We start from the raw sequence: 23,787 nt of genomic DNA on the forward strand, positions 1-23,787 counted from the left end.
ACTGTGCTGCACCTGACCTGCGGCGACCTGGCCGGCGACAGCGTACGTGCGCTGCTGGCCAGGCTCGAGCCCGAGGCACAGGTGCGAGTGTTGCGCGACGACCTGGCTGTCGGACCGCTGAATGATGTGGATCGTGCGCCTTGCGCTGCTCGCGCCGCATTCTGGGAGCAGGTCTGGCCCGCAGAGGTGGCGCCACGCCCGGTGTTCGCCGATGAGCTGGCGGCTGATGCACTCTGGCTAGCCAACCTAGCCAAACAGGCTGCAGCCGTAACGGTCTGGCACGGCGACAGCGCATCCGAACAGCTGTTGCTGGCTCGCATCGCCGCGCTGCTGCAGGGCTCCAGCTGCGGGTTGCACGAAGCCGCATGCGGCACCGGAGACAGCCGCGCCGGCCAGCGCAAGGCGGTGTCCATGCATTCGCCCGAGGCACTGGCGGCGCTATACAGCCCACAGGCGGTTCCCGCGTCTCGCCAGGCTGAACTCGCTGCGGTCTGGCACGAGCAGTGCGCCAGCTCGCATGACATTCGCCGCTGGTTCGAGGGGGCGTTTCGGGGCGAAGACTATCGGCTGATCGACGCGGCGCTGGTCGCTGCCAGCCCCGACGAATTCGCTCCGCTGGCGCGTGCGATGGCCGAGGTCATGGGCCATTGCGACGGCTTCTTTCCCACGGATTTCTTCCTCTACTGGCGCGCCCGCGTACTGGCTGCCGCAGGGCGTCTGGAGGTACAGGGCGATCCAACAGCCGGTTACCGTGATCTGCAGGTGCGCCGAGTCATGAGGTGAAAGACTTCACTTCGCGGCCAAGACTCGGCGCGCCCAACCTCTAAAACAAAGAACCCGCCAAGTGGCGGGTTCCTTTTTTGTACCAGTCCAAATCAGCCTTCGACCTTCGGCGTCGCTCGCCCCGGCTGCGGTGGCGAAGCAAACAGGCGCTTGAGCTTCATTGCCGGCGCTTCGATCAGGTGCCAGGACAGCGCAGCGAGGATCAGCGTCGGCACGAAGGCGATCAGCGTCAGGCCGAGCACGCCGACCTGCGGACCGAACAGGTAGACCGTCAGCTGCTGGAACGGGAAGGCGTAGATGTACAGGCCATAGGAAAAATCGCCGTACTTGCCGAAACGCGAGATCAGCGGCAGCGGCGCGTAGGCCAGATAGAGCACCAGATACGGCAGTGCGATGAAGTACACCAGCGGGCCGATGTCGGTACGGAAGGTTGCCACCAGCGCGGCGAACAACAGCGCCGCGATCCAGCCGCGCCAGGGGATGTCGTCGCGATAGAGGAACAGTGCCGAGCCGCTGTAGTACAGCAGCCCCAGTTTGAAGATGTTCTTGATGAAGTAGGACTCGATACCCAGCTTGCCCAGCAGCCAGAAATGCCCGACGGCGAGCACGGCAATCGGCAGGAAGATCAGCCGGCGCTTGAGGAAACCGGTCAGCCCGAGAATCATCACGCCGATGTACATCAGCACTTCCAGCGGCAGTGTCCACAGCGAGCCGTTGACCACGTCCGGGTAGACGTTACCGGTGAATACGCCGGGCAGCTCGTAGCGTGTTACCAAGAGGATGTTCTGCAGGTAGGTCCAGGTGCCGTCGGCCGCGAGATACTGGCCGAGGGTCAGATGGGTGACCAGCGGCCCGATGACAAACACCGAGAGCAATACCGCGACGATCAGCGCCGGGAAGATGCGCAGAGCCCGCTTGATCAGAAAGCTCTTCGGACTGCTGCTGGCCAGCCAGGACGAGGTGATCAGATAGCCGCTCATGACGAAGAAGATGCCGACGGCGATCGAGCCGCCCTTTTCGTAGCCGGTCAGCAATGTCAGGGGCTCATCACCGCGGCGGCCAACCAGCGGATAGCTGTGGGCGAACAGCACCAGCGCCGCAGCGAAGAAGCGCAGGAAGTCGAAATTGTTCTCCCGGGTGTGGAAAGAGCCGGTGGGATGCATGGTCTGCTCCTGACGAGTAGCGGCAGTGACGTGAAGGATGGAGCGCACGCAAGCGGTGCATGCCGGTACTGCCGGATCGGTTGCGCGTCGCGCTCCGATCGTCCTTTTTGTTTGCCGGCCGGCTCCACGACAGGCGTCGCTCGCGCGTGCACCCGGTCAGCCCCTTTGTCCCGAGCGCGAGGCAAATGTTCCCGAGCCAGCCGACAGGCGGTAGCAAGCAGCGTCGATCAGCGGCGCTGGCGCGCTGTCGCCGAGGCGATTACTGTATGCATGAACAGTAACTGGATCGATTTCCATGAGTTTCCCCCGTGCCACACCACCCGGCCGCGGTACTGCGATCAACCCGGACAACCGTTTCGCCCCGACACGCAGCGAGGCGTACGACGACGGCTGGGAACAGGACGTGCCACCGACCCGCGCCACCGAAGTGCGATTCGAGACGGCCAAGAGCGTACTGACCCGTAACCAGTCGCCTGACGTGGGTTTCGATCGCTCGGTCAATCCCTATCGAGGCTGCGAACACGGTTGCATCTACTGCTTTGCGCGGCCCAGTCACGCCTATTGGGACCTGTCGCCGGGCATCGACTTCGAGACGCGGCTGATCGCCAAGACCAACCTCGCCGAGCGCCTCGCACAGGAACTCTCCAAGCCGGGCTACGTGCCGCAACCGATCGCGCTGGGGGTGAATACCGACGCCTATCAGCCGCTGGAGCGCGAGCAGCGTCTGACGCGCCAGGCGCTGGAGATCCTGCTGCGCTTCAAGCACCCGGTGCACATCATTACCAAGGGTTCGCTGGTGCTGCGCGATCTCGATCTGCTGGTGCCGTTGGCCGAGCAGCAGCTGGTCAGCGTCTCCGTCAGCCTGACCACGCTGGACGACGAACTGAAACGCATCATGGAGCCGCGCGCAGCCTCGCCCTCGGCGCGCCTGCGGGTGTTGCGCACCCTGCATGAGGCTGGCGTGCCGGTCAGCGTGATGTGTGCGCCGATGATTCCGATGATCAACGACATGGAGCTGGAGCACCTGCTCGAAGCCGCCCGCGAGGCCGGTGCGCGCTCGGCCGGCTACGTGCTGCTGCGGTTGCCCCATGAAGTGGCCACGCTGTTCGATGAATGGCTGCAGGAGCATTTCCCGCAGCGCGCTGCCCATGTCATGAGCCTGGTGCGCCAATCGCGCGGCGGCAAGGATTACGACAGCCGCTTCGGTAGTCGCATGCGCGGTGAAGGCCAGTTCGCCCAGCTGCTGGCGCAACGCTTTCAGCTGGCGTGCAAGCGCCTGGGCTTCAACCGACGGGATCAGAACTACGGCCTTGATTGCAGTCGTTTTGCCGTGCCGGGTTCGCAGATGTCGTTGCTCTGAGGTTCGCAAGCGCCGCCAGCGCCATCACTACGACAGCAATCAGGAAGCCGAAAAGGCTCGTCCTAGAGCGGTTTGTTCAGTTTCAGTTAAGTCTCGCTGACTAGCCTCGGGGCAAATGTGACCAGCCAGTCACCAGCCGCACAACCGGCCTGGATGAGTGCTGGCATGCCTTGCCCTGCATCAGGAGACCACCCATGCGTGAAATATTCACCGCTCGCGCCGAGCGCAACGAACCATCCGCACGTGGCGAAAGCGCCGACGAATCCTTCGCCCATCTGGTCGATGGCTTTCGCCGCTTTCGCACCGAGGTCTATCCCGAACAGCAGGCGCTGTTCGCCCGCCTGGCCAGGGCCCAGCAGCCGCGTGCGATGTTCATCACCTGCGCCGACTCGCGCATCGTTCCCGAGCTGATCACCCAGAGTTCGCCCGGCGACCTGTTCGTCACCCGTAACGTCGGCAATGTGGTGCCACCTTACGGCCAGATGAACGGCGGCGTCTCCAGCGCCATCGAGTACGCGGTAATGGCGCTCAACGTGCAGCACATCATCGTCTGCGGGCATTCCGACTGCGGCGCGATGAAAGCGGTTCTCGACCCCAGCGGCCTGCAACGGATGCCCACGGTGAAGGCCTGGCTGCGCCATTGCGAAGTGGCCCGCAGCCTGGTCGAGCAGAACTGCAGCTGCGGCGCCGGCGAAGCCCTGGGCGTGCTCACCGAAGAGAACGTGGTGGCCCAACTCGACCACCTGCGCACCCATCCCTCGGTCGCCGCGCGCCTCGCCGGCGGTCAGCTGTCGATCCACGGCTGGGTCTATTGCATCGAGACCAGCGAAATCCTCGCCTACGACGCCACCAGCGGCCGTTTCGCGCCGCTGGACGGCGACGGCCCGCTGCCGGTAGCAACGCCCACGCCGCGCTACCTGCAGGCCTGAACCGCCGGCCGCAAGGCATTGGCTGTCGCTTCAGGCGACGCCCCGGGGGCGTCGCCGCGTGTCGAGGATTTTTGAATGAATGCACAAACACTCAAAGCAACGCTGCCGCGTGACCTGATGGCGTCCGTGGTGGTTTTTCTGGTGGCCCTGCCGTTGTGCATGGGCATCGCCATTGCCTCGGGCATGCCGCCCGCCAAGGGCGTGATCACCGGCATCGTCGGCGGGCTGGTGGTGGGCTGGCTGGCCGGTGCACCCCTGCAGGTCAGCGGCCCGGCCGCCGGACTCACGGTGCTGGTGTTCGAACTGGTGCAGCAATACGGAGCGGCCATGCTCGGGCCGATCCTGCTACTGGCCGGTGCGCTGCAACTGCTGGCCGGTCGGCTGAAGCTGGGTTGCTGGTTCCGCGTCACCGCGCCGGCAGTGGTCTACGGCATGCTGGCCGGCATCGGCATCCTCATCGTGCTGTCGCAGTTGCACGTGATGCTGGACGGGCAGCCGGAAGCCTCCGGACTGGACAATATCAGCGCCTTTCCCGCCGCGTTATGGGCCGCGCTGCCGTTTTCCGGCGGCGGTAACGGGCTGATCGCCGCATCTCTCGGCCTGTTGACCATCGCCTGCATGTGGGCATGGGATCGGCTCAAGCCGCAGCGCCTACGCCTGCTGCCCGGCGCGCTGCTGGGCGTCGCGGCGGCAACGCTGGCGGGGCTATGGCTGGGGCTCGACGTGCGCCGTGTCGAGGTGCCGGACAATCTCGCCGATGCCATCAGCTGGCTGCAACCGGCCGATCTGCTGGCCTTCGCCGATCCCGGTCTGCTGGTCGCGGCGCTGGCCGTGGCCTTTATCACCAGCGCCGAAACCCTGCTGTCGGCGGCGGCGGTTGACCGCATGCACCAGGGTCCACGCGCTGATTTCGACCGCGAGCTCACCGCTCAGGGCGTCGGCAACATGCTCTGCGGTGTGCTCGGCGCGCTGCCGATGACCGGCGTGATCGTGCGCAGCTCGGCCAATGTGCAGGCCGGCGCGCGCACGCGGCTGTCGGCCATGCTGCACGCGCTCTGGCTGCTGGCCGCGGTGGTGCTGCTGGCCGTGCTGCTGGAGCAGATTCCAATCGCCAGCCTGGCCGGTGTGCTGGTCTACACCGGGCTCAAGCTGATCGACCTGAACGCGCTGCGCCAGCTCGGCCGCTACGGGCGCATGGCCATGCTGATCCATCTCGCCACGGCGCTGACCATCGTCGCCACCGACCTGCTGACCGGCGTCCTGCTGGGCTTCGCACTGACCCTGGGGCAACTGGCCTGGCAGGCTTCGCGGCTGAGGGCCACGGTGGTGCAGGAAGGCCGCCGGGTCGAACTGCGCATGCAGGGCGCAGCGACCTTTCTGAAGGTGCCGCGACTGGCCCGCGCGCTGGAGGGCGTGCCGAAGAATGCCTGCGTGCATGTGCCGATGACGCACCTGCAGTACATCGACCATGCCTGCATGGAGCTGCTGGAAGAATGGCAGCGCGCCAACCAGGCCAGCGGCGCACGGCTGATCATCGAGCCGCGGGCACTGACGCGGCGGGTCGAAGGTCGCCGGCGACAGGCCGTGCATCTTGCCGCGGCGGCCGACGGGAACTAATCAGGGCGACCAACCCCTCATCTTTCAGACACGACCACGCACAACGTGCACCTAGCCGGCAGCGCATCGGGTAATCCCATGCGCTGCCGGCGCTTCTGGAGGATTGAATTGGACGTTTATATCGATCTGCTGCAATGGCCGGCCATGGTGGTCACGGTGATCGCCGCCTGGCTGATCGGCTCGCTGCAGCCCGGCCGGCGCTTCGTCGGCTTCTGCTGTTTTCTGCTGAGCAACCTGCTCTGGGTGATCTGGGGCTGGCACGCCGAGGCGTGGGCGCTGATCACCCTGCAGGTCTGCCTGGCGCTGATGAACCTGCGTGGGGTGAAGAAGAACGATGCTCCCACACAGCCCGAGCCAGACGCGCCCCGCGCTTAAATTGCCAGAGTGGGATCGCTGTCTATACTCCGAATCGTAGGCGTACCTGATTGAGTTCCGACTGCGCGTGCAAGCGTCCATGTCGCCAGCGAGCGTTTCGCGGGTGGCGTTGGGCAGAATCGGACCGATCGAAAACGTAGCTGGCATGACGGGAATGGTTTCCCCGGCCAGCCGATTTTCGGCGGTGCGATGGCGGTCGGCGGGATAACAAGAATCATAAGGGGAACCCGCAATGTCTCGACATCCATGCATCTGGATGGGGCTTGGGCTTTCGGCAATATTTGGCCAGGCCCAGGCGGCCTGGGACGTGAACATGCGCTCCGGCGCCACCGACGTCAGCCGTTCGGTGTTCGATCTGCACATGACGATCTTCTGGATCTGTGTGGTCATCGGCGTGCTGGTATTCGGCGTGATGATCTGGTCGATGGTCGCGCACCGCCGCTCCAAGCGTCAGCATTCCGCTCACTTCCACGAAAACACCCGCGTCGAGGTGCTCTGGACGGTCATCCCGCTACTGATCCTGGTGGGCATGGCGATCCCGGCGACGCGCACGCTGATCCACATCTACGACTCCAGCGAATCGGACGTCGACGTGCAGATCACCGGCTACCAGTGGAAGTGGCACTACAAGTATCTGGGCGAGGACGTGGAGTTCTTCAGCAACCTCACCACGCCGCGCGAGCAGATCAACAACCAGGCGCCCAAGGGCGAAAACTACCTGCTGGAAGTCGACGAGCCGCTGGTGATTCCCGCCGGCGCCAAGGTGCGCTTCCTGATCACTGCGGCCGACGTCATCCACTCCTGGTGGGTGCCGGATCTGGCGGTGAAGAAGGACGCCATCCCCGGCTTCATCAACGAATCCTGGACCCGCGTCGAAGAGCCCGGCATCTACCGCGGCCAGTGCACCGAGCTGTGCGGCAAGGACCACGGCTTCATGCCGGTGGTGGTGGAGGTCAAGTCCGCCGAGGACTACGCCGCCTGGCTCGGCGAGAAGAAGGCCGAAGCCGCCAAGGTGGCCGAACTGACCAGCAAGGAATGGACGCTGGAAGAGCTCTCCGCGCACGGCGAGAAGGTCTACCAGACCGCTTGCGCGTCCTGCCACCAGGCCGGCGGCGAAGGCATCCCGCCAATGTTCCCGGCCCTCAAGGGCTCGGCCATCGCCACCGGCGACATCGAGGCGCACATCGACATCGTCGTCAACGGCAAGCCGGGCACCGCCATGGCGGCCTTCGGCAAGCAGCTGTCGGAAGTCGACTTGGCCGCGGTCATCACCTACGAGCGCAACGCCTGGGGCAACGAGACCGGCGACATGGTCACGCCGAAAGACGTGCTCGACTTCAAACAGGCCGAAGAAGCCACCCAGTAAGAGGATTCGGTGATGAGTGCAGTGATCGACGATCATGGTCATGCCGGACATGACCACCACCACGGCCCGGCCAAGGGTCTCTCGCGCTGGCTGCTGACCACCAACCACAAGGACATCGGTTCGATGTACCTGTGGTTCAGCTTCTGCGCCTTCCTGCTCGGCGGCTCGATGGCCATGGTCATCCGCGCCGAGCTGTTCCAGCCGGGCCTGCAGATCGTGCAGCCGGAATTCTTCAACCAGATGACCACCATGCACGGCCTGATCATGGTGTTCGGCGCAGTAATGCCGGCCTTCGTCGGCCTGGCCAACTGGATGATCCCGCTGATGATCGGCGCGCCGGACATGGCGCTGCCACGGATGAACAACTTCAGCTTCTGGCTGCTGCCGGCGGCCTTCGGCCTGCTGGTTTCGACGCTGTTCATGGAAGGCGGCGGGCCGAACTTCGGCTGGACCTTCTATGCGCCGCTGTCGACCACCTACGCGCCTGAATCCGTGACCTTCTTCATCTTCGCCATCCACTTGATGGGCATCAGCTCGATCATGGGGGCGATCAACGTGATCGCCACCATCCTCAACCTGCGTGCGCCAGGCATGACCCTGATGAAGATGCCGCTGTTCGTCTGGACCTGGCTGATCACCGCCTTCCTCTTGATCGCAGTGATGCCGGTTCTGGCGGGCGTGGTGACGATGATGCTGATGGACATCCACTTCGGCACCAGCTTCTTCAGTGCCGCCGGGGGCGGTGACCCCGTGCTGTTCCAGCACGTGTTCTGGTTCTTCGGCCATCCCGAGGTGTACATCATGATCCTGCCGGCCTTCGGCGCGGTCAGCTCGATCATCCCGGCGTTCAGCCGCAAGCCGCTGTTCGGCTACACCTCGATGGTCTACGCCACCGGGGCGATCGCCTTCCTCTCCTTCATCGTCTGGGCGCACCACATGTTCACCGTCGGCATCCCGCTGACCGGCGAGCTGTTCTTCATGTACGCCACCATGCTGATCGCCGTGCCCACCGGGGTAAAGGTGTTCAACTGGGTGTCGACGATGTGGCGCGGCTCGCTGACATTCGAGGCGCCGATGCTGTTCGCCGTGGCCTTCGTCATCCTGTTCACAATCGGCGGATTCTCCGGGCTGATGCTGGCCATCGCCCCGGCGGACTTCCAGTACCACGACACCTACTTCGTGGTGGCGCACTTCCACTACGTGCTGGTTCCGGGAGCGATCTTCGGCATCTTCGCCTCAGCCTACTACTGGCTGCCCAAGTGGACCGGGCACATGTACGACGAGACCCTGGCCAAGCTGCATTTCTGGATGAGCTTCATCGGCATGAACCTGGCGTTCTTCCCGATGCACTTCGTCGGCCTGGCCGGCATGCCGCGGCGCATCCCCGACTACAACATGATGTTCGCCAACTTCAACATGGTCTCCAGCGTCGGTGCCTTCATGTTCGGCGCCACCCAGCTGCTGTTCCTGTTCATCGTCATCAAGTGCATCCGCGGCGGCGAGCCGGCACCAGCCAAGCCTTGGGACGGCGCCGAGGGGCTGGAATGGAGCGTGCCATCGCCGGCGCCCTACCATACCTTCCAGACACCACCGGACATGAGCGATGTGCACGAGCACCGCAAGGGCACTGGCGGGGAGCTGACGCCGTGAGCAGGCAACAGGGCGTCGCTGGCAGGCCCGGCCGGGTCTGCCAGGTCGACCGCGAAAAGGCCCGCTCCCACCAAACGGGGAGGCTCTCATGAACGAGTCCCTGCCCACCCGACGCCTGGTCCGCCGCCTGCTGTTCGTCGTGGTCGGCATGTTTGGTTTCGGCTTCTTGCTGGTGCCGATCTACGACGTCATGTGCCAGGCGTTCGGCATCAACGGCAAGACCGCCGGCGCCTACACCGGCTCGCAGAGCGCCGACGCGGCGCGGGCGGTGCGGGTGCAGTTTCTCGCCACCAACGCCGCCGGCATGCGCTGGGAGTTCGGCCCGCTGGCCGACCAGCTCAGCGTGCACCCGGGCGCCAGCCAGGAGATTCGTTTCGTCGCCTACAACCCGACCGACAAGCCGATGACCGCCCAGGCGATTCCCAGCGTCTCGCCGTCGCGGGCGGCCGCGTATTTCCACAAGACCGAGTGCTTCTGCTTCACCCAGCAGGTGCTGCAACCGGGCGAGCGCATCGAAATGCCAGTGCGCTTCATCGTCGATCGCGACCTGCCCGCCGACGTGCACAACCTGACCCTTGCCTACACGCTGTTCGACATCACGTCCCGCCAGCCGCCGGTGGCCGTCAACGCCACATCGGCCCCGGCCAAGGAGAGTCTGCAATGAGCCAACAGACCACCCACGAGCAGTATTACGTTCCTGATCAGAGCAAATGGCCAATCATCGCCACCATCGCCCTGCTGGTCACCTTCTACGGCCTGGGCAGCTGGTTCAACGACCTGAAAGCCGGGCGTGACGAGTCCAGCGGGCCGATGATCTTCTTCGTCGGTGCGCTGCTGATCGCCTACATGATGTTCGGCTGGTTCGGCGCCGTGGTGAAGGAAAGCCGCGCCGGGCTGTACAGCGCACAGATGGACCGCTCGTTCCGCTGGGGCATGAGCTGGTTCATCTTCTCGGAGGTGATGTTCTTCCTCGCCTTCTTCGGCGCGCTCTTCTACATCCGCTACTGGGCCGGCCCCTGGCTGGCCGGCGAAGGCGACAAGGGCATCAGCAACATGCTCTGGCCCGGCTTCGAATACACCTGGCCGCTGCTCAACACCCCAGATCCCAAGCTCTATCCGGCACCGGAAGGCACCATCAGTGCCTGGGGCCTGCCGCTGATCAACACCATCCTGCTGGTCAGCTCCAGCTTCACCCTGACCTGGGCGCACCACGCGCTGCGCAAGAACAATCGCCAGCACCTGAAGATCGGCCTGGCGCTGACCGTGCTGCTCGGCGCCGCGTTCCTGGTCCTGCAGATCGAGGAGTACGTGCATGCCTACACCGAACTGGGGCTGACCCTGGGCTCGGGCATCTACGGCGCGACCTTCTTCATGCTCACCGGCTTTCACGGCGCCCACGTGACCATGGGCGCGATCATCCTCACGGTGATGCTGGTGCGCATCCTGCGCGGGCATTTCAGCCCGGAACAGCACTTCGGTTTCGAGGCAGCGGCCTGGTACTGGCACTTCGTCGACGTGGTGTGGATCGCGCTGTTCGTCTTCGTCTATGTGATCTAGCGAATCAGAAACCAAAGGCGGGGCGCAGCTGCCCCGTATAGAAACCCCAGCCGATCAGCGCAACGGTCAGTGCGCTGAGGCTGACCCGGATAAACAGGGCCGTGATCACGCGGGAGGTGCGGCCCTCGTCCCTGACCAGGAAGAACAACCCACTGAACAGACTGACCAGCGTGGCCACTAACAACAGAACGATCGCCGCCTTGAGCATGAGCGATTCCACGACAGGGGTATTGGGGGTGGAGTATAGCCAGCCGTATCGACACATCAGGCTGCCGGGCATGAGCGGCTTCAGGCCGGGGCTGCTGCCTACCCTGCTGGTGCTGGCCATGCTGCCGGTACTGGTCTGGCTGGGCTTCTGGCAGCTGGAGCGCGGCGAACAAAAGCGCGATCTGCTGGCACGCCAGGAGGCGAGGCAGCAAGCTGCGCCGCTATCACCGGAGCAGATCGAAAGCAGCGCCCAGCCGGCCTTTTCCCGCGTGCATCTGCAGGGTCGCTTCGATGCCGAACACAGCTTCCTGCTCGACAGCCGCACCCGTGACGGCCAGGTTGGCGTAGAGCTGCTGCAGCCCTTTCATGACGAGCTCAGCGACCGTTGGGTAATGGTCAACCGCGGCTGGATTCCCTGGCCCGATCGCCGCGTGCCGCCGGCCTTCGACACACCAGCGCAGTCTTTGAAGCTCGCCGCCTGGGTCTACGTACCGCCAGGAAAGCCGTTCATCTTCAGCCACCGCACGGCCGAGGGCTGGCCGCGCCTGATCAACCACGTCGACATCGAGGCGATGTGGCAGCAGGCCGGCCGCGAAGGCGTGATCCATGAATTGCGTCTGGAGCCCGGCCCCAGCGCCTACCGCGCCGATTGGGCGATCACCAGCATGCGCCCGTCGCAGCATCTGGGCTACGCCGTGCAGTGGTTTGCCATGGCAGCCGCCCTACTGGCGCTGTTCATCTACTTCGGCGTGCATCAGGCACGGGAGAAGCACAGTGACGACGATGAATCCAACCCTTGCCGGCCGTGAGCCGAAACGCGGCCGTGGCCGGCTGCAACTGCTGCTAATTCTCGGCGTCGTGCTGGGGCCGATGCTCCTGGCCTCGGCCATGTATCGCTTCGGCTTCTGGGTACCGCAGACCCGCAGCTACGACGGCGTGCTGATCGCCAACGGCCAGGACCGCGCAGCCATCGGCGTGACTGCAGCCTACTCCGAACGGCGCTGGGAGCTGCTGGTCACCGCCCCGCAGGGCTGCGAAACGCAGTGCCAGCAGCTGGTCTACCTGTCCCGCCAGATCAATATCGGCCTGGCTCGCGAAGCCGCCCGCGCCGGCCACGCCCTGGCCAGCGCCACCGATCTGGACGAGGCCTACGAGCAACGCCTGCGGCGCGAGTATCCGCAATTGCAACGCCATGGCCTCGACGCCGGCGTGTATGCCCGCAACCCCGAAGCACCAGCCACGCCGCAGCTTTGGATCGTCGATCCGCACGGCAACCTGGTGCTGCGATACGACGCCGAAGCCGACGGCAAGGCAATCCTCGATGACCTGAAATACCTGCTGAAGATCTCGCAGATCGGCTGACGCACTCTGCCGCTTCGCTGGGGTCCCAAACTGGCCGCCCAAGGAGAAACCGATGGCCAAACCCGGATACCGCCTCGCCCTGATCGCCACGCTGCTGGCGGTGGTGGTCGTACTGCTCGGCGCCTATACGCGGTTGACCCACGCCGGCCTCGGCTGCCCGGACTGGCCGGGTTGCTATGGTTTTCTCGCGGTGCCGATGAGCGAGCACAAGCAGAGTCTTGCTGCGCTGCGCTTTCCCGAGGCTCCACTGGAAGTGGCCAAGGGCTGGAACGAGATGATCCATCGCTATTTCGCCGGCGCGCTGGGGCTGGTGATTCTCGCCATGGCGGCGCAGGCGATACGCCGTCGCGGCCAACCCGGGCAGCCGGTGAAGTTGCCGCTGCTACTGCTCGCGGTGGTCATCGCCCAGGCGATCTTCGGCATGTGGACAGTGACCCTGCAGCTCTGGCCGCAGGTGGTTACCGCGCACCTGCTCGGCGGCTTCACCACCCTCAGCCTGCTGTTCCTGCTGTGCCTGCGGCTGTCCGGCGCCTTTGCTCCGTTGCCAGCCATCGACGGTCGGCTGCGCAAATTCGCCGGCATCGCCATGCTCGCGGTGGTCGCCCAGATCGCCCTCGGCGGCTGGGTCAGCAGCAACTATGCGGCCGTCGCCTGCACCGACTTCCCCACCTGCCATGGCGAATGGTGGCCGCGGATGGACTTCGCCAACGCCTTCAACCTGACCCATCACGACATCGGCCCGAATTACCTCGGCGGCCTGCTCTATGGCGAGGCACGCACGGCCATCCATGTCAGCCACCGCATCGGCGCACTGTGCGTGACGCTGGTGTTGCTGCTGCTGGCCGCCATGCTCATGCGCCGCGGACTCGGCCGGCTGGCCGGGCTGCTCATCGCCGCGCTGGCGCTGCAGGTCGGGCTGGGCATCAGCAACGTGGTGTTCAACCTGCCGCTGACGGTGGCCGTGGCGCACAACGGTGGTGGCGCTGCGCTGCTGCTGGTGCTGGTACTGGTCAATTACCGGCTGCGCCAGCCTGCACATGCCGCCCGGCAAACCGAGCCAGCATCGATTTTGAACACGACGGGGCAGCTCGATCTGCCCCGCGCATGACCATAAGGAGAACCCCCATGGCGACTCTACTCAGCGAACGCAGCGCCCAGGCCAGCTGGCGCGACTACCTGGAGCTGACCAAGCCGAAGGTGGTGCTGCTGATGCTCATCACCTCGCTGGTGGGCATGTTCCTCGCCACCCGCGCCGGCGTGCCCTGGACGGTGCTGCTGTTCGGCAATCTGGGCATCGCCCTGTGTGCCGGTGGCGCGGCGGCGGTGAACCATGTGGTGGACCGGCAGATCGATTCGGTGATGGCCCGCACCCACAAGCGACCCCTGGCCGAAGGCCGGGTCTCGCCAGCGGCGGCACTGACCTTCGCCTTCGTCCTCGGCGTCAGCGGGCTGGCCCTGCTGCTGACCTTCACCAATGCCCTCGCCGCCTGGCTGACCCTGGCCTCGCTGATCGGCTATGCGGTGATCTATACCGGCTTTCTCAAACGCGCCACGCCGCAGAACATCGTCATCGGCGGACTCGCCGGCGCCGCACCGCCGCTGCTCGGCTGGGTTGCGGTGACCGGCCAGGTCACCGCCGAACCGCTGCTGCTAGTGCTGATCATCTTCGCCTGGACGCCGCCGCACTTCTGGGCGCTGGCGATTCACCGCAAGGACGAGTACGCCAAGGTCAACGTGCCGATGCTGCCGGTGACCCACGGCGTGCACTACACCAAGGTGCACATCCTGCTCTACACGGTGATGCTGCTGGCGGTCAGCTTCATGCCGTTCGCCATTCACATGAGCGGCCCGCTGTACCTCGCCGCCGCAGCGTTGCTGGGTGCACGCTTCCTCTACTGGACGATCGCGCTGTACCGCGACAGCCGGCCACATGCGGCAATCAAGACCTTCAAATTCAGCATCTGGTACCTGTTCGCGCTGTTCATCGCGCTGCTGGTTGATCATTATCTGCTGCTCGATTTCTAGATAGTCGCCCAAAGGACGTTCATGACCCGCATCCAGAAAACCGTCTTCATTCTCGTGGCGCTGATCGCGCTGGTCGTCGGGCTGACGGTTTCCAAGGTGCTCAACAGCCAGCGCCAGCTCGACCCCACGCAGTTGCTGGATGCCGGCATCGTCGTGCTGCCGCAGAGCCGCACGGTGCCGTCGCTGAGCCTGACGGACCAGGACGGCGAAGCGGTAAAACTGAACGAACTGGACGGGCAGTGGACGCTGCTGTTCTTCGGCTACACCTTCTGCTCGGACATCTGCCCCACTACCCTGGCCGAACTGCGCCAACTCAACGGCATGCTGCCGGACGCCGTGCGCGACCAGCTGCGCATCATCCTCGTCAGCATCGATCCGAATCGCGACACGCCGGAAAAACTCAAGGAATACCTCGGCTACTTCAACGCCGGTTTCCAGGGGCTTACCGGCCCGCTGGACGATATCCAGACGCTGGCCAACGGCGTCGGCATTCCCTTCATACCCGGCGATACCAGCAAGGAAAACTACACCGTCGACCACAGCGGCAACCTGGTCCTGATCGGCCCGGATGGTCGGCAGCAGGGCTTTATCCGCTCGCCTTTGCGGGTGCAGAAACTGGCCGAGCAGTTGCCTGAGCTGGTCAAGCAGGCGGAGTGAGGAAAGCGAGCCTGTTGGCGTTCGCAGTGTACGGACCATAGCTGGCGCTGGGCCTGGAAGCCCGCCCCCTCTCCCTAGCTCTCTCCCAAGGGGGCGAGGGGAATGTTCGATGATGGCGCAGGCTATGGCGAATCAACGCCCGGCCCAGAGGCGGCACGCTTCGGACGTCAGCACGGCGCAGCAACCATCTTTGGCTGCACAATCATCGAACACTGCCGTAATACTCACATACCTCTGCGATCCAACCCCCTCGCCCCTCCGGGACGGCTGGGGCGCCCAGCATAGGGTCGAGTGGACGCTTCACCTCATGACCATCATGGCTCACCGACCGAACTTACCGACGCCGCGCTTCCCCTGCGAGGTTCACGCAGCACCGCGCTGATGCGTGCTCGTCGCTTGCGCCACCAGATCACCACACCGGTGGCCGACAACACCGCGATCGCCACGCCCAGCACGGCGATGAGGATGCGCCCTGGTAGGCCGAGGATGCGCCCGCCATGGATCGCCGGCTGCAGCAGATGAAACTGCTGCCCCAGCGTGCCCTGGCCGGGAATCTCCTGCCCCAGCAGACGACCGTCGGTTCCATGGAAGAACAGCCAGGCGTTGCCCTGGTTGCTGTCGTGCTCGCCGAAGCCAGCGCCATAGAAGTTGTACTCGAAGCTGTAGTACAGCTCGGTGATCGCTTCGGTCAGGCCGACTTCGGCGGCGTGCTGCATGGCGTAGTCGTACGCCTGGTGGAAGTCGTAAGCGGTGGTGCCCAGCTGCTCTGCCGGCATCCGCCCGCGGGCCTCGTAGACGCTCGGCTCAACGGGCGAGAACAGCGATACCACCGGCTTGAACACCTGCTCCGGCAGGTTCATCGCCACGCTGCTGACCGCCACCGGCGTGAGCAGCAGCCACAGCCACAGGCCGCCTGCGCGGTGTACGTCGTGGTTCATGCGCTGGCGCTTGACCTTCCAGGACGTCCACCACTTGGAAAAGAACGGCCGGCCACGAGGAAAGGTCAGCACCAGCGAGACGAAGCAATCGATCACCCAGGCGATCGCCACGATACCCATCAACCACAACCCCCAGTTGCCCGGCAGCGACAGGTTGTAGTGAAACTCGAGGATGAAGGGCACGAAGTTCTTGCGCGAGAAGCAGCATTCGCCCCAGTAGCGCGTGCCCACCGGGTCGCCGCTCACCGCATCGACGTACTGCACCACTGGGCGCTCGCCATACGGCTTGCCAGTTGCCGGATCGTTACGCGGCACCAGCGCCATCAAAGCGGCGTGACTGGGCTCACTGGGAAACTCCATGTACCAGACCTGCATGCGCGGGTTGGCCTGCTCGACGCGTTCCACCAGCGTCCCCGGCGCCAGCACCGGACCCTCGCTGGTGGTGTGGTAGAACTCCGGGTTGAGCCATTCGTCCAGCTCGTGATGGAAGGCCAGGATGCTGCCGGTAATGCCGGCGAGAAACAGGAAGATCGCCGTGGCCAGGCCGATGTAGCGGTGCAGGAGCACGAGAATGGAACGCATCGTCGGTTGTCCGTCCTTCAGAAAGCACAAAGCCGCCGGCCCTGTGGGGCCGGCGGCAGTTCAGCGTTGATCAGAAGTCGTAGGTCACGGTAGCCATGACATTGCGCTCCTCGCCGTAGTAGCACTGGCTCAGGCTGTTGCACGCGGCGACGTACTTCTCATCGGTGAGGTTGTTCAGGTTCAGGCGCGCGCCGACACCCTGCAGCCCGACGCGAGACAGGTCATAACCAAGCATGGCGTCGTACAGCGTGTAGGACGGAATGCGCAGGGTGTTCTCCGCGTCAGCCCAGCTCTTGCCGAAGTAGCGTGCGCCACCTCCCACCTGCAAACCGGCCAACGGCCCTCGGTCGAAGGTGTAGTCGGTCCACAGCGAGGCCATGTTGCGCGCCACCGCGTTGGGCGTGTTGCCGCGATTGTTGACGCCGGCAGCACCGGTGAAGTCCTTGGAATACTCGACGTCCATGTAGGTATAGCTGGCGATGACATTGACCTGTTCCAGCGGCCGCAGACGAGCTTCGACTTCCACGCCTTTGGAGGTAAGTTCGCCCACCGCGCGGTAGAAGTTCTCGTTGGAATCCTTGTTCGCCAGGTTCGATTGCTTCAAGTCGAAGTAGGAGATGGTGTAGAGATCATCGGTGCCCAGCGGCTGATACTTCAGGCCCACCTCGTACTGTTCGCCCTCGGTGGGATCGAGCAAGGTGATGTCGAAGCCGCCGCTGCCATTCGCGTTATAGGCCGCAGTGGCGTTGGGATTGAACGACTCGGAGTAGCTGGCGTAGGGCGACAGGCCGTTATCAAAGGCATAGAGCACACCAACGCGACCAGTGAATTGCTCGAGCTTGGCGCTATCGGACTGATCGCCGTAGCTCGCATCGTTGGTGTGATCGAACGAGACGTCCACCCAATCCTGGCGAACACCCAGCGAGAAGCGCCAGTTGCCGAGGCTGATCAGGTCCTGCACATAGAGGCCTGTTTGCTCCAGCTCACGGGTTTCGTCGTACTGGTGGTAGAACACCGGGCTGCCCGCACCTACGGCACCGGTGTAGGGATTGACCGAGGGCAGGCCGTAGGCTGCGTCGTAAACCACCTTGGCCTTGCGCCGCTGGTAGTCGAGGCCGGTCACCAGGGTATGGCTGAGTGCGCCGGTATCGAAGAGGAACTGCAACTGGTTGTCGATGGTCCAGGCGTGCAGCGCTTCGTCGGCCCCGGTGTAGTAGCGCACCAGTTCATCGGAACCTGGGGCCACGTAGCCGTACTGATAAACCTGCCCCGAGTCCACGGTGGAGTCCAGGTACTGGAAGTTCTGCCGCGCCGAAACGACATCATTGAAACGGTGCTCGAGCTGATAGCCGATCATCTGCTGGTCGCGCTCGAACTTCTCGTAGTCCTCGTCGCCTTCGAAGAAGCTACGCGAGATACGCTGACCGTTGCGCGACGTCACCGTGCCATCGGCCGGTAATCCGCCGTGGTAGCCGCTCTCCGGATCGCGTTGCAGCATCGCCAACAAGGTCAGGCGGGTGTCTTCGGTGAAGTCGATGCTTACCGAGGGCATCACCGCAAAGCGTTGCTCCTCGATTCCATCGACCTGGTTGTCGGCATCCTTGGCCACGCCGACCAATCGATAACTGATGCGCTCGTCATCCAGAGGCCCGGTGAAGTCGAACGCTGCCTGCTTGTAATCATTGCTGCCGTAGGAGAACTGCAGCTGGCGGCTGGCTTCCTTCTGCGGCTTCTTGCTGGTCATCGCCACCAGCCCCCCGGGCAGGCTGCGGCCATAGAGCACCGAGGACGGTCCCTTGAGGATGTCGATGCGCTCGATGAAGTACGGATCGACCTGCAGACTGCTGTAAGTGCCGCTGTCGCCCAGCAGCTTCTGACCGTCGAGGTAAAGGTTGTCCACCGAGCCATCGGTGATGCCGCGCATGGCGACGTAGTCGTAGCGCGTCGTCGCACCGTACGGCGTACTCATCAGTCCCGGCGTATAGCGCACCGCCTGAGCGATCGAGCGTGAACCCTGATCCTCGATCTGCTGGCGGGTGACCACCGAAACGGTCTGCGAAGTCTCTGCCAACGGCATGCTCGTCTTGGTCGCCACGCTGCTGTGGGTCGCGTTGTAGCCTTCCATCGAACCCAGCGCGTTGCCCAGGGCGAAACCTTCGACGGTCATCGGTTGCAGTTCGACGGCATCGGTCTGCGCGCTACGGCGCGCTAGCGAGTAGTTGCCCTGGCTGTCGCGAACGGCTTGCAGGCCGCTACCCTGCAGCAACGCAGCGAAACCGTCGTCAACGCCGTACTGCCCTTGCAGGCCGTTGCTGTCCATGCCCTGCAGCAGGCTGCCATCCACCGAGAGCAGCACACCTGCTTCACCGGCGAAACGGCTCAGTACGCTGGAGAGCGGGCCGGCGGGAATATCGTAGCTGCGCACCACCTGCTGGGTCGCAGACTGCGCCATGGCAGCGCCGGGCACGACGCTGGCCAGCGGCAGGCACAGCAGCGCGGCACGAATGCCGAGCGCCAAGGCGCGGGAGCGATTGGGAATGAACGGCAAGGCGGTCGAGCGCATGGGTGTTCCTGTTCGAGTGACGGATTTAGCCCTATGCCCAACCAGATCGAAGAAAGGGAACTGCAGATGCGAATATTTTTTATTCGTGTCCGCAACGAACTACACGCCACCTCGTGTCGCGGCAGGTTCGAGGCTGACCCACCAGGCCATGCGCCGCTCGATTCGCACCGGCAGCGTCGCCGCCAGCGCATCCAGCACACGCTCGGTGTCACCGAGGGGAAAGGCGCCGACCACCCGCAGATCGGCGATACGCGGATCGCAACCGAGATAGCCGTGTCGATAGCGCGACAGTTCGACGAGGAAATCCTCCAGCCGCTGGTTGTCGGCCAGTAATACGCCGCTCGCCCAGGCCTGATGTTCGGCGCGGGCCGCTGACAAGGGGGCGATGTGCCGGCGACTGAAATCGGTCTGCTGCCCGGCCGCCACACGGGTGATGCCTAAGCCATCCAGCTGGATATCCACAACGCCGGCGAACACGCTCAGCCGGGTATGGCCATCTTCCTGGCGCAGCGAGAAACGCGCGGCCTGTTCGCTGCGCACGCGACCTTCACGACTGGTCAGCAGCAACGGCCGCCCGCCTTGGCTGGGCGAGGCATCGACAAGCAGCTCACCGCGGTAAAGCGCCAGCCTGCGCGCGGTCGCGTCGTCGGCAATATCCACCGCGGTATCGGTGTTCAGCCAGAGCTGCGAGCCATCAGTCAGGCGCAGGTCGCGCACCTCACCAACCGCGGTTCGCTCATCGGCCGTCCACTGTCGCCAGGGCAGCGATCCGCCGGCCAGGCTCAGTGCCGCGCCGCCACAAAGCACGGACAGCACCTTCAGTGCCTGGCGACGGTTCGATTGGCGGCTGTGCAACATCGCGCCGGCAGTGCGCCCGACGGCATCGTCGGCCAGCGGCTGGAACTGGCCACTGATGCGTTCGACCCTAGCCCACGCGCGGGCATGCTCCGGCTGTTCCAGCCACGCGTTCCAGGCCTGGCGCTCGCCAGCGCTGGCCGCACCGGACTGCAACACGGCAAACCATTTCGCCGCTTCCTGCAGCACGCGGTAATCGATGCCCATCAGTCCTCCGCCACCAGCAGCAGGCAATGCAACATGGCCTGAGCCATGTACTTCTTCACCATCCGCTCGGAAACGCCGAGTTCGATGGCGATTGCGGCGTAGGTCATGCCCTGCAGCTGCGACATGAGAAAGGCGCTGCGCACCTTCGCCGGCAGCTGGGCCAGCATGGCGTCGACCTGCAGCAAGGTTTCGACGATCAACGCCTGGGATTCCGGCGATGGCGCCACGGGCTCGGGTTGCAGTGCCAGCGCATCAAGATAGGCCTGCTCGATCTGTCGGCGCCGCCAATGGTTGATCAACAGGCCCTTGGCGATGGTATGCAGGTAGGCTCTGGGTTCGCGGATGGCGCCCATGTCCTGATCCTTGGTCATCACCCGCACGAAGGTGTCCTGCGCGAGGTCGGCCGCCCTCTGATTACAGCCCAGCTGACGCCGCAGCCAGCCGTTAAGCCAGCCGTTATGCTCGGCATAGAGCCGATGCAGCATCTGCTGTCGAACCATACCTTCAATTGCCATGCGGCCTCCCATGAGCGCTGCAAGCGTTAATGCTAACGCTTCTCAACAGCACAAATCCATCGGCAATCGCTGTATTACGTTCTTTTGTCGACCGACGTCCATTCGAGCACGGTGCAGAAAAAGCTCGACTAGGCTGAAGGAAACAACCCATCTCCGGAGGCACGCTCATGACCCAACTGCCACGTCTGGCCGCTTTTGCGCTCCTCTCCCTGACGCTAATGCCCGCCCATGCGCAGCAGATCCTGCCGGGCCTCTGGGAATTCAGCAGCGGCGATATACAGGTGGATGGCCAGCAGATGCCGGGCATGGACGCGATGCTGGCGCAGATGGAGAACCTGCCCGCCGACCAGCGCCGGATGATGGAGGAGATGCTGGCCGCGCAGGGCGTGAAACTCGGCGGCAAGGGCGTACAAATCTGTCTGAGCAAGGCTCAGGTGGAGTCCGATGAGCTGCCCTTTCAGGATGACCCGGCCTGTACCCAGGAGATCACCGAGCGTGGCGACAAGCTGTGGAAATTCAGGTTCGAGTGCCCTGATGCCCGAGGTCAGGGCGAGACGCGCTTCATCAGCGACAAGGAGTTCGTCAGTACCGTGGAAAGTGAATACCGCCAAGGCACCGAGACCGGTACCTCGCGAATCGAATCCCACGCGCGCTGGATAGCGGACGATTGCGGCGCATTGAAACCGGCTCGGTAGAAGGCAACTGGGAAATCAGCCGGGGTTCCACGTGAAACCCCCATGGCTGCTGGGCGGGAGTCAGTTTTTCTCCCAACTACCTTGGTTGTTCTGCTCGCAAGCGGGCTGAAGAAAGCGCGCATCACTGGCGATGCCGTAATAGTGAATGTCCTGCCGGTACGGCATGTTCGACACCTGCGCGTTGCGGCAGACACCGAAGGCCCCGTCCGGGCAATGATCGACGAACTCGACTTCGACCTCGTGATCCTTCAACTGCGGCTGACAGAAGCCGGTGCGGAACAGCTCTGCGGGAATGTTGATGTTCGCCTGGCAAAGCTTCACTGCCACGCGGTCGTCGTGGCTGTTAATGACGCACGCTTCGGCCATCACGTCGCCAGCGACGAGCAGGCCGCACAGGGCTGTCAGCAAGAACGGTAACCGCACGATTTCACCTCTCCGAGAATCGCCGGCGACTTTAACATGAGCCACCCGCCCCTTTCAGACCCAGCGCAAAATGCGCACCATAGCCGCCATGCTCGAACATATCCCAACCCATGTCATCGGCGGCCCGCTCGGCGCCGGCAAAACCAGCCTGATTCGCCATCTGCTCGATCAGAAGCCAGCCGGCGAACGCTGGGCGGTGCTGATCAACGAGTTCGGCCAGATCGGGCTGGATGCCGCGTTACTGACGACCGAAGCAGACGGCATCAGCCTGGCGGAGATCCCCGGCGGCTGCCTGTGTTGTGTCAACGGCGTGCCGTTCCAGGTCGGCCTGGCGCGCCTGCTGCGTCAGGCAAAACCAGACCGCTTGCTGATCGAACCCTCCGGCCTGGGCCACCCGGCGGAATTGCTGCGGCAGCTCAGGCTACCGCCATGGCAGAACGTGCTGAGCGTCCAGCCAACCGTGCTGGTACTGGATGCCGCCGCCCTCAGCCGCGGCGAACCCCTGCCCGACAGCCAGCAGCAGGCCCTGGCCCAAGCCGGCCTGCTGCTGATGAACAAGAGCGAAACGCTGGACCAACCCAGCCGTACCCGACTGGCAGAGCAGCTGCCTGAGCAAACGCTTTACTGGACCACGCAAGGCCAGTTGCCCCTGGAACGCTTACCGGGTATCGGCGCTCGCGCCAGTGAAGCGACACGCGCGACCACACTGCCCAGCGGGTCGGCGACGCTGGCGCAGGTGTGGCTCGATCCGCGCCAGCCGATCTGCCAGGTTCAGGCGACAGCAGAGCACTGGAGCATCGGCTGGCGCTGGCACCCGAGCCAGCGTTTCGATCTCGGCCAGCTCTCGAAATGGCTGACGTGCTGGCCCTGCCGTCGCGCCAAGCTGGTAATTCACGGCCGCAGCGGTTGGCTGTCAGCCAACGCACTGGACGGTCAGGCGTTGGTCTTCAGGAGCAGCGAATGGCGGCGGGACTCAAGGATAGAGCTGATCTTCAGCGAACCTCAGTCGCAGGCGGAACTGCAACAGGGCATGGTCGAGTGCCTTATCGACGACTGACCTGTCATTCGCGGGGGCGGCGCCAGTCGTCCAATTGAATCACCCTCCCCGGCTCGTCGGCGGGCTGAAACGGATGCGCCGCCAGTTCGATACGACCGATCTGCGCACCGAACATGACGATGGTGCCGGGGTGGCGCTGCTCACCAGTGACGGTGAACTCGAAACCGTAGATACGCGCGAGCCGGCGCTGGCCGCGTGCATCCGGCAACAGCGTCAGCTTGCGAAAGGCCACATTGCCGTCGAGCAATTCCACATCGAGCTTCTGGCAGTGCCGGCGCACCGCCTGCAGGGCGCGCTCGCGAATACCGTGGGAGTGCCACAGCCAGGCGCTGGCGGCAGCCAGCAGCATGAACAGAAACAGATTGCTCAGAGTCAGCATGAAGTAATGGAAAGTGTCCGGCGGGCGCACAGCTTAACAGGCCGTCGCGGCGACGCCGTGTCGATACCGTCGTATATCTGCTTCAGCTTTCCAGCCAGACGTCGCGCGCCCAATGCCAGACGGTCTCCCAGGTTTCCTCATCGGTCAGCTCGCAGTCGTCGCCGTCCCACAGGGTGACTTCGCCTTCCAGATCGACCACGTAATAGTCGCGCCCGTCCTGGCAGATCGGGATCAGGTCGCGCGGCACGCCGGCATCCCAGGCATTGGCGGCGACTTCCGGCAGGTAGGTGTGTGACTGCGGATCGGTGGCGGTGACCGGCTCCAGGCGCCCGTAAATCACATCGCTGACCTGAAGCAGGAACTCGCGCAGGCCGAACGGGAGGTTGATCAACAGCTGTTCCTCGATCTCCACCAAGAGATCGTCGTCGGGCAGTTCCAGCGGTACCGGCACCGGCTCGTTGAGCTCGCGCAGCTGTTCGATGACTTCTTCCACACCCCACCTCCTGTCGTATGCCCCTGGGC

25 protein-coding genes are annotated in these 23,787 nt (G+C 64.3%); 16 read left to right on the forward strand and 9 right to left on the reverse strand.

Annotated features, from left to right (window positions below):
• The first annotated feature begins 3 nt into the window (after positions 1 to 3).
• Positions 4 to 783, forward strand: coding sequence for a DUF1835 domain-containing protein (locus LW136_RS22315; RefSeq protein ID WP_234174274.1), 780 nt, complete (start codon positions 4 to 6; stop codon positions 781 to 783).
• A gap of 92 nt (positions 784 to 875) precedes the next feature.
• On the opposite strand, the gene LW136_RS22320 is transcribed toward LW136_RS22315, so the two are convergent.
• Positions 876 to 1,946, reverse strand: a complete 1,071-nt coding sequence (locus LW136_RS22320; RefSeq protein ID WP_234174275.1) for an acyltransferase family protein — start codon at positions 1,944 to 1,946, stop codon at positions 876 to 878.
• Positions 1,947 to 2,241: 295 nt separating this feature from the next.
• Here LW136_RS22320 and LW136_RS22325 point away from each other — a divergent pair, with 295 nt between their 5' ends.
• The 8 genes from LW136_RS22325 (at position 2,242) to LW136_RS22360 (ending at position 10,800) form a co-directional block, all read left to right on the forward strand.
• Complete coding sequence (locus LW136_RS22325) at positions 2,242 to 3,306, forward strand: PA0069 family radical SAM protein (protein ID WP_234174276.1); 1,065 nt, start codon at positions 2,242 to 2,244, stop codon at positions 3,304 to 3,306.
• A gap of 194 nt (positions 3,307 to 3,500) precedes the next feature.
• Entirely contained in the window at positions 3,501 to 4,235 is a 735-nt protein-coding gene (locus tag LW136_RS22330) for a carbonic anhydrase (RefSeq protein ID WP_234174277.1), read from the forward strand.
• Between the two features lie 75 nt (positions 4,236 to 4,310).
• A complete protein-coding gene (locus tag LW136_RS22335; protein WP_234174278.1) occupies positions 4,311 to 5,852 on the forward strand; it encodes a SulP family inorganic anion transporter in 1,542 nt (513 codons plus the stop codon).
• A gap of 108 nt (positions 5,853 to 5,960) precedes the next feature.
• Complete coding sequence (locus LW136_RS22340; RefSeq protein WP_003303649.1) at positions 5,961 to 6,227, forward strand: hypothetical protein; 267 nt, start codon at positions 5,961 to 5,963, stop codon at positions 6,225 to 6,227.
• 232 nt (positions 6,228 to 6,459) lie between these two features.
• Positions 6,460 to 7,593 carry a cytochrome c oxidase subunit II gene (gene coxB / locus LW136_RS22345; protein ID WP_234174279.1) on the forward strand — a complete coding sequence of 378 codons (1,134 nt, stop codon included), beginning with the start codon at positions 6,460 to 6,462 and terminating at the stop codon, positions 7,591 to 7,593.
• 12 nt (positions 7,594 to 7,605) lie between these two features.
• Complete coding sequence (gene ctaD / locus LW136_RS22350; RefSeq protein WP_234174280.1) at positions 7,606 to 9,243, forward strand: cytochrome c oxidase subunit I; 1,638 nt, start codon at positions 7,606 to 7,608, stop codon at positions 9,241 to 9,243.
• Between the two features lie 88 nt (positions 9,244 to 9,331).
• Positions 9,332 to 9,907, forward strand: a complete 576-nt coding sequence (locus LW136_RS22355; RefSeq protein WP_003303654.1) for a cytochrome c oxidase assembly protein — start codon at positions 9,332 to 9,334, stop codon at positions 9,905 to 9,907.
• Positions 9,904 to 10,800 (forward strand): cytochrome c oxidase subunit 3, encoded by an 897-nt coding sequence (locus LW136_RS22360; RefSeq protein ID WP_023445734.1) that lies wholly within the window; start codon positions 9,904 to 9,906, stop codon positions 10,798 to 10,800. Before LW136_RS22355 ends, LW136_RS22360 begins: the two co-directional genes overlap by 4 nt.
• 4 nt (positions 10,801 to 10,804) lie before the next feature.
• Here LW136_RS22360 and LW136_RS22365 read toward each other — a convergent pair whose 3' ends face one another.
• Entirely contained in the window at positions 10,805 to 11,008 is a 204-nt protein-coding gene (locus LW136_RS22365) for a twin transmembrane helix small protein (RefSeq protein WP_003303658.1), read from the reverse strand.
• A 70-nt stretch (positions 11,009 to 11,078) separates the two neighbouring features.
• Here LW136_RS22365 and LW136_RS22370 point away from each other — a divergent pair, with 70 nt between their 5' ends.
• Genes LW136_RS22370 through LW136_RS22390 form a run of 5 tightly spaced genes read left to right on the forward strand, consistent with a single transcriptional unit; the run spans position 11,079 to position 15,051 of the window.
• Positions 11,079 to 11,816 carry an SURF1 family protein gene (locus LW136_RS22370; RefSeq protein WP_234174281.1) on the forward strand — a complete coding sequence of 246 codons (738 nt, stop codon included), beginning with the start codon at positions 11,079 to 11,081 and terminating at the stop codon, positions 11,814 to 11,816.
• Positions 11,791 to 12,369 carry a hypothetical protein gene (locus LW136_RS22375; protein ID WP_234174282.1) on the forward strand — a complete coding sequence of 193 codons (579 nt, stop codon included), beginning with the start codon at positions 11,791 to 11,793 and terminating at the stop codon, positions 12,367 to 12,369. Before LW136_RS22370 ends, LW136_RS22375 begins: the two co-directional genes overlap by 26 nt.
• Positions 12,370 to 12,421: 52 nt before the next feature.
• Positions 12,422 to 13,477 (forward strand): COX15/CtaA family protein, encoded by a 1,056-nt coding sequence (locus LW136_RS22380; RefSeq protein ID WP_234174283.1) that lies wholly within the window; start codon positions 12,422 to 12,424, stop codon positions 13,475 to 13,477.
• Between the two features lie 17 nt (positions 13,478 to 13,494).
• Positions 13,495 to 14,394: a heme o synthase gene (gene cyoE, locus LW136_RS22385; protein ID WP_014822215.1), complete on the forward strand. Its 900-nt coding sequence runs from the start codon at positions 13,495 to 13,497 to the stop codon at positions 14,392 to 14,394.
• Positions 14,395 to 14,415: 21 nt separating this feature from the next.
• Positions 14,416 to 15,051: an SCO family protein gene (locus LW136_RS22390; protein WP_234174284.1), complete on the forward strand. Its 636-nt coding sequence runs from the start codon at positions 14,416 to 14,418 to the stop codon at positions 15,049 to 15,051.
• Between the two features lie 314 nt (positions 15,052 to 15,365).
• Here LW136_RS22390 and LW136_RS22395 read toward each other — a convergent pair whose 3' ends face one another.
• From LW136_RS22395 to LW136_RS22410, 4 genes are all read right to left on the reverse strand, one after another.
• Complete coding sequence (locus LW136_RS22395; RefSeq protein WP_234174285.1) at positions 15,366 to 16,571, reverse strand: PepSY-associated TM helix domain-containing protein; 1,206 nt, start codon at positions 16,569 to 16,571, stop codon at positions 15,366 to 15,368.
• 70 nt (positions 16,572 to 16,641) lie between these two features.
• Entirely contained in the window at positions 16,642 to 19,134 is a 2,493-nt protein-coding gene (locus tag LW136_RS22400; protein WP_234174287.1) for a TonB-dependent siderophore receptor, read from the reverse strand.
• Positions 19,135 to 19,233: 99 nt separating this feature from the next.
• On the reverse strand, positions 19,234 to 20,196 hold the full coding sequence (locus LW136_RS22405; RefSeq protein WP_234174288.1) for a FecR domain-containing protein: 963 nt from the start codon (positions 20,194 to 20,196) through the stop codon (positions 19,234 to 19,236).
• Complete coding sequence (locus LW136_RS22410; protein WP_234174290.1) at positions 20,196 to 20,711, reverse strand: sigma-70 family RNA polymerase sigma factor; 516 nt, start codon at positions 20,709 to 20,711, stop codon at positions 20,196 to 20,198. Before LW136_RS22410 ends, LW136_RS22405 begins: the two co-directional genes overlap by 1 nt.
• A gap of 167 nt (positions 20,712 to 20,878) precedes the next feature.
• Here LW136_RS22410 and LW136_RS22415 point away from each other — a divergent pair, with 167 nt between their 5' ends.
• Positions 20,879 to 21,406: a DUF3617 domain-containing protein gene (locus LW136_RS22415; RefSeq protein WP_014822221.1), complete on the forward strand. Its 528-nt coding sequence runs from the start codon at positions 20,879 to 20,881 to the stop codon at positions 21,404 to 21,406.
• 60 nt (positions 21,407 to 21,466) lie between these two features.
• Here the strand turns inward: LW136_RS22415 and LW136_RS22420 are convergent, their stop codons facing one another.
• On the reverse strand, positions 21,467 to 21,829 hold the full coding sequence (locus tag LW136_RS22420) for a hypothetical protein (RefSeq protein ID WP_041015548.1): 363 nt from the start codon (positions 21,827 to 21,829) through the stop codon (positions 21,467 to 21,469).
• An 88-nt stretch (positions 21,830 to 21,917) separates the two neighbouring features.
• Between LW136_RS22420 and LW136_RS22425 the strand changes: the two genes are divergently transcribed.
• Positions 21,918 to 22,886 (forward strand): CobW family GTP-binding protein, encoded by a 969-nt coding sequence (locus LW136_RS22425; protein WP_473774565.1) that lies wholly within the window; start codon positions 21,918 to 21,920, stop codon positions 22,884 to 22,886.
• 4 nt (positions 22,887 to 22,890) lie between these two features.
• Here LW136_RS22425 and LW136_RS22430 read toward each other — a convergent pair whose 3' ends face one another.
• Complete coding sequence (locus LW136_RS22430) at positions 22,891 to 23,265, reverse strand: DUF3301 domain-containing protein (protein WP_179485305.1); 375 nt, start codon at positions 23,263 to 23,265, stop codon at positions 22,891 to 22,893.
• Positions 23,266 to 23,347: 82 nt separating this feature from the next.
• Positions 23,348 to 23,758: an SMI1/KNR4 family protein gene (locus LW136_RS22435; protein WP_044313777.1), complete on the reverse strand. Its 411-nt coding sequence runs from the start codon at positions 23,756 to 23,758 to the stop codon at positions 23,348 to 23,350.
• Between the last annotated feature and the right edge of the window lie 29 nt (positions 23,759 to 23,787).

The organism is Stutzerimonas kunmingensis, from assembly GCF_021432085.1.
Classification (GTDB): domain Bacteria; phylum Pseudomonadota; class Gammaproteobacteria; order Pseudomonadales; family Pseudomonadaceae; genus Stutzerimonas.

Coding starts and splice junctions, on each gene's coding strand:
- LW136_RS22335 (WP_234174278.1), top strand. CDS start 4,311: ATGAATGCACAAACACTCAAAGCAACGCTGCCGCGTGACCTGATGGCG.
- LW136_RS22360 (WP_023445734.1), top strand. CDS start 9,904: ATGAGCCAACAGACCACCCACGAGCAGTATTACGTTCCTGATCAGAGC.
- LW136_RS22430 (WP_179485305.1), bottom strand. CDS start 23,265: ATGCTGACTCTGAGCAATCTGTTTCTGTTCATGCTGCTGGCTGCCGCC.
- LW136_RS22330 (WP_234174277.1), top strand. CDS start 3,501: ATGCGTGAAATATTCACCGCTCGCGCCGAGCGCAACGAACCATCCGCA.
- LW136_RS22320 (WP_234174275.1), bottom strand. CDS start 1,946: ATGCATCCCACCGGCTCTTTCCACACCCGGGAGAACAATTTCGACTTC.
- LW136_RS22395 (WP_234174285.1), bottom strand. CDS start 16,571: ATGCGTTCCATTCTCGTGCTCCTGCACCGCTACATCGGCCTGGCCACG.
- coxB (WP_234174279.1), top strand. CDS start 6,460: ATGTCTCGACATCCATGCATCTGGATGGGGCTTGGGCTTTCGGCAATA.
- LW136_RS22380 (WP_234174283.1), top strand. CDS start 12,422: ATGGCCAAACCCGGATACCGCCTCGCCCTGATCGCCACGCTGCTGGCG.
- LW136_RS22370 (WP_234174281.1), top strand. CDS start 11,079: ATGAGCGGCTTCAGGCCGGGGCTGCTGCCTACCCTGCTGGTGCTGGCC.
- LW136_RS22375 (WP_234174282.1), top strand. CDS start 11,791: ATGAATCCAACCCTTGCCGGCCGTGAGCCGAAACGCGGCCGTGGCCGG.
- ctaD (WP_234174280.1), top strand. CDS start 7,606: ATGAGTGCAGTGATCGACGATCATGGTCATGCCGGACATGACCACCAC.
- LW136_RS22415 (WP_014822221.1), top strand. CDS start 20,879: ATGACCCAACTGCCACGTCTGGCCGCTTTTGCGCTCCTCTCCCTGACG.
- cyoE (WP_014822215.1), top strand. CDS start 13,495: ATGGCGACTCTACTCAGCGAACGCAGCGCCCAGGCCAGCTGGCGCGAC.
- LW136_RS22325 (WP_234174276.1), top strand. CDS start 2,242: ATGAGTTTCCCCCGTGCCACACCACCCGGCCGCGGTACTGCGATCAAC.
- LW136_RS22405 (WP_234174288.1), bottom strand. CDS start 20,196: ATGGGCATCGATTACCGCGTGCTGCAGGAAGCGGCGAAATGGTTTGCC.
- LW136_RS22390 (WP_234174284.1), top strand. CDS start 14,416: ATGACCCGCATCCAGAAAACCGTCTTCATTCTCGTGGCGCTGATCGCG.
- LW136_RS22410 (WP_234174290.1), bottom strand. CDS start 20,711: ATGGCAATTGAAGGTATGGTTCGACAGCAGATGCTGCATCGGCTCTAT.
- LW136_RS22355 (WP_003303654.1), top strand. CDS start 9,332: ATGAACGAGTCCCTGCCCACCCGACGCCTGGTCCGCCGCCTGCTGTTC.
- LW136_RS22400 (WP_234174287.1), bottom strand. CDS start 19,134: ATGCGCTCGACCGCCTTGCCGTTCATTCCCAATCGCTCCCGCGCCTTG.
- LW136_RS22365 (WP_003303658.1), bottom strand. CDS start 11,008: ATGCTCAAGGCGGCGATCGTTCTGTTGTTAGTGGCCACGCTGGTCAGT.
- LW136_RS22425 (WP_473774565.1), top strand. CDS start 21,918: ATGCTCGAACATATCCCAACCCATGTCATCGGCGGCCCGCTCGGCGCC.